The organism is Leptospira dzoumogneensis (assembly GCF_004770895.1).
Classification (GTDB): domain Bacteria; phylum Spirochaetota; class Leptospiria; order Leptospirales; family Leptospiraceae; genus Leptospira_B; species Leptospira_B dzoumogneensis.
Window position 1 is genome coordinate 1 of sequence record NZ_RQHS01000011.1, and the last position, 3,234, is coordinate 3,234.

1 protein-coding gene is annotated in these 3,234 nt (G+C 42.4%); it reads left to right on the top strand.

Annotation, left to right across the window (positions count from 1 at the left end):
- Positions 1-355: 355 nt before the first annotated feature.
- The coding region (locus EHR06_RS07740; protein ID WP_135756470.1) for an LIC12048 family lipoprotein at positions 356-3,234 on the top strand (2,879 nt) is incomplete at its 3' end.

The window sequence follows — 3,234 nt, forward strand, 5'->3', positions numbered from 1 at the left end:
TTCGTATTCCAAATATCGTTAGCTGCCATATCCCATTGGGGGTAAGAGAAGAACTCCTTAGACCTCTTAACGTTCCCCTAAAAAAGGAATTCGCTTAACGGGTCCCTTCCTTAAGGGCTGTCTTTTACGGATCCTTGACAAATTTTTATTGTGTGCCGGCTGAAAAAATTGACAAGTTCCCCTTTTTTAAAGGAACGTCCGTTCAGGACATGTTTTTCAAACATTCTATAAAAAATTTTGCAAAATCATGTCTTTTTTGCGGATTTGAGAGTGAAAGCTTTATAGTTTTGTCCGCTCAGAAACGTATATTGTCATAATCAATTTAGGTGAAGTGAATTTCGGGGGAATTGTTGGAATGAAAAGGGGTTTTGAATTCGGTAAACGGTTTTTGGTGAGTGCCATTTTACTCCCGTTTGTAGCCACTTGTTTGAGCGATTTTGGATTCGGTGGAGGAGATGTGGATCTCTCCAAAGCAACTTGGTTAGTCGCTCAGAAAGTTCCTTTCGTTTCTGTAAATGAAGGTGTTCCTGGCCAACCTGTTACACCGGTGCATGATATCTTCAGTCTTCCTCCCGGAACAAAGGTAAGTGTCCAAGCAGTCGGTGGGACCATCGATCCTACAGGGACCACTATCGTAAACGATTTTGACGGAGACGGGATCCTGAACACTTACGAATCCAGCACGAATGTCTGGGTGGCGGATTATCCTGATATAGACACCGTCATCAATCCTCCTGTCACAATGCAGATCGAAGTCTTGAAAACGGACACAGGTTCTACGGACCAAATCACAAGTGAAATTAAATATGCGGATACCGAAGAAACTAAAAACGACGGTTCTGAAAAAATCCACCAAAACGAAGTTAATCTAAGAACAGTTCAATTTGGGGATACATACTCCTCTTCCAATAGTTTGAATTTAGGCAATAGCTCCGGAGTGAATTATGGGGTTCCTGCAGGTGCTGCAGGACTCAATTATGGAACTAATTCCTCCAATAGCTGGGGTTTTAGCAATTCCACATCCAAGACGGTTACCAAATGGGCGGACAAACCTTTTAAGAATAATATAGATAAAGACGCTCGATCATTAAAGTCCGAAGTCTCCAGCCAAAACGCAAGAAAATATAGAACGGAAAAAGCGTCCAAGAGCACTTCCGGATACGAAATCAATCCTAAAGGCGGGTATATTAGAGCGGCATTATATATCAAAAATCGCTCCGTCAATATGCCGGTGAAATTATCCCATATTCTTTGCTCTTTGATGTTTGAAACTGCGGAAGGGGATTTGGTTCCTGTAAACAGTTTCTATCTTAAAAACCAAGACTACAGCGATTTCGAAGTATCCGTATATGGAGGTTCTGAATTCGGACCGTATGTGGTGGAGTTAAACGGTTTGAATACTGCCGAGATCGAAAAAGCGATCACTGCAGGTTATGTTCCTAAGATCTTCATCGTGGATTATCAAATGACTCACGTTGCGGATTCGAATTATCGTTCTACTCTTCTCAACTTTACCGGAGATAATTTAAAAATTATCGAAGAGAATGCGAAGGGAAGAACCTCTCTCATCAAAATTTATGGGCCGAATATCCGCGAATCTTACAGAGTTGCCGCATTTGAAATAACCGGAGATACCGGTTGTAATGCAAAGAATGCTACAGGTTTCAAACCGGGAATTACTCTAAGAGAGGCTCTGAATCGGATCGCATGTTCAGGGATAGAGATCCAATACCAGGACTATGTAGTGGATCTTTCCGATATTGCCCCGACTTTGGGTGATTCCAGAATTTATGTTAAAGGAATCAAATCCATCGGAGGAATTGCGAATACGGTTCCTTTCACGGAAGTAACTTCGGTGGGATCTGATGGAGTACAAAGAACTGCTTATGTTCAAACTCCTTTTAGCCAACTTACCGATGACCAAAAGAAAGCTTCGGGAGTCTGGGCGATTTTCTCTAAAGGAAAATACTATAACATGACCGAATATCTATTGTACAACAATAGTAAGGTCTATTTTGACCCAACAAATCCTAGAAAGGCGAGTGTACTCCAAGGTGTGGATTCTAAGATTTGGGCGGGAGATTATTTCGATATCGTTTATATTTCCGCGAGCGATTATATCAAGTCTCAGGAAGATTTCGGAACGAGTCCTTTAGAGACAGCGGTTATCACTCCGATCAATACCGCTTGGGATCTACCTTCTTTGGGAGAACAGCCTTATAACCCGAATGTGAACTCAACTTTTCTCGGAACTGCAGGATTTGGAGAGAAAGTTAATCTAGATATTAAGTTAAATAAGACCCAATACCTGAATCCGAATTTTGGAGTTCCGGTCAACGCGGGAGCGTATTCTTACTTCCAGGATTTCTCTTATTCTCGTAAGACAGTTTCCACCTTATTCGGGCTAAGTCAGATCATGGATTTTGAGATCAGCTTAGGGTATAACGGAAACCGTACGGATTGGTTCCATATTGGAAAAGATCTGAATAATACGGATCCTAAAAAACCTAAGACTTGCAGCGGAACTGCTGCTACGAGTCCGGATATAGATTACGTCAACCAAACCTTCCGAGTTTGTGTTCAATTACCGACTGCAAGTGATATAGTAGATCCTTCTACTGCACTCATCCGCTTGTATTTCCGTCCTGCTTTAAACAGCGCATATCGCAGAACGATCTGGCCTTTGAATTTCCAAGATGTTCCTAAGTTGAGAGCTTATCTAGCCGGTCCGAATGATAAAGGAGCTACTAGTCTGAGACTCTCCGGAGTTTATGGAAGTGTTGATATTGGAGATACTCTTTATATCGCGGGAGATTCCACTCCTTACACCATCTTGACGGTAGGGAATCCGGATGAAGACGGAGCCGTTCCGATTACCGTGGACACTCAGCTCCAAACTGCAAATAAGAAGACCACACAAGTATCCGTTCCGGGAACTTTAACTGCTCCGGATGTTAGATTGTCGGTGGATAACGCTTTCTATACGGATTGGAATACTCTGAATAACGCTAACGTTACTTCTACCAATTATACTTCAGCTTTAGGTTTACCGCTTCTCGTGACCACTCCGATAAACTGTACTACAATTCCTTTTCATCCTCTGAATTGTTTAGGCTTTACTGCGGATACGAATGCGATCAACTGGATGGGGAATTACAATTATGGTGTTGGAGCTTGGAACTCCGGAACGGATGGAGGGGCCTTCGATTCCTTCTTGGCGAATGGTCTATTCCG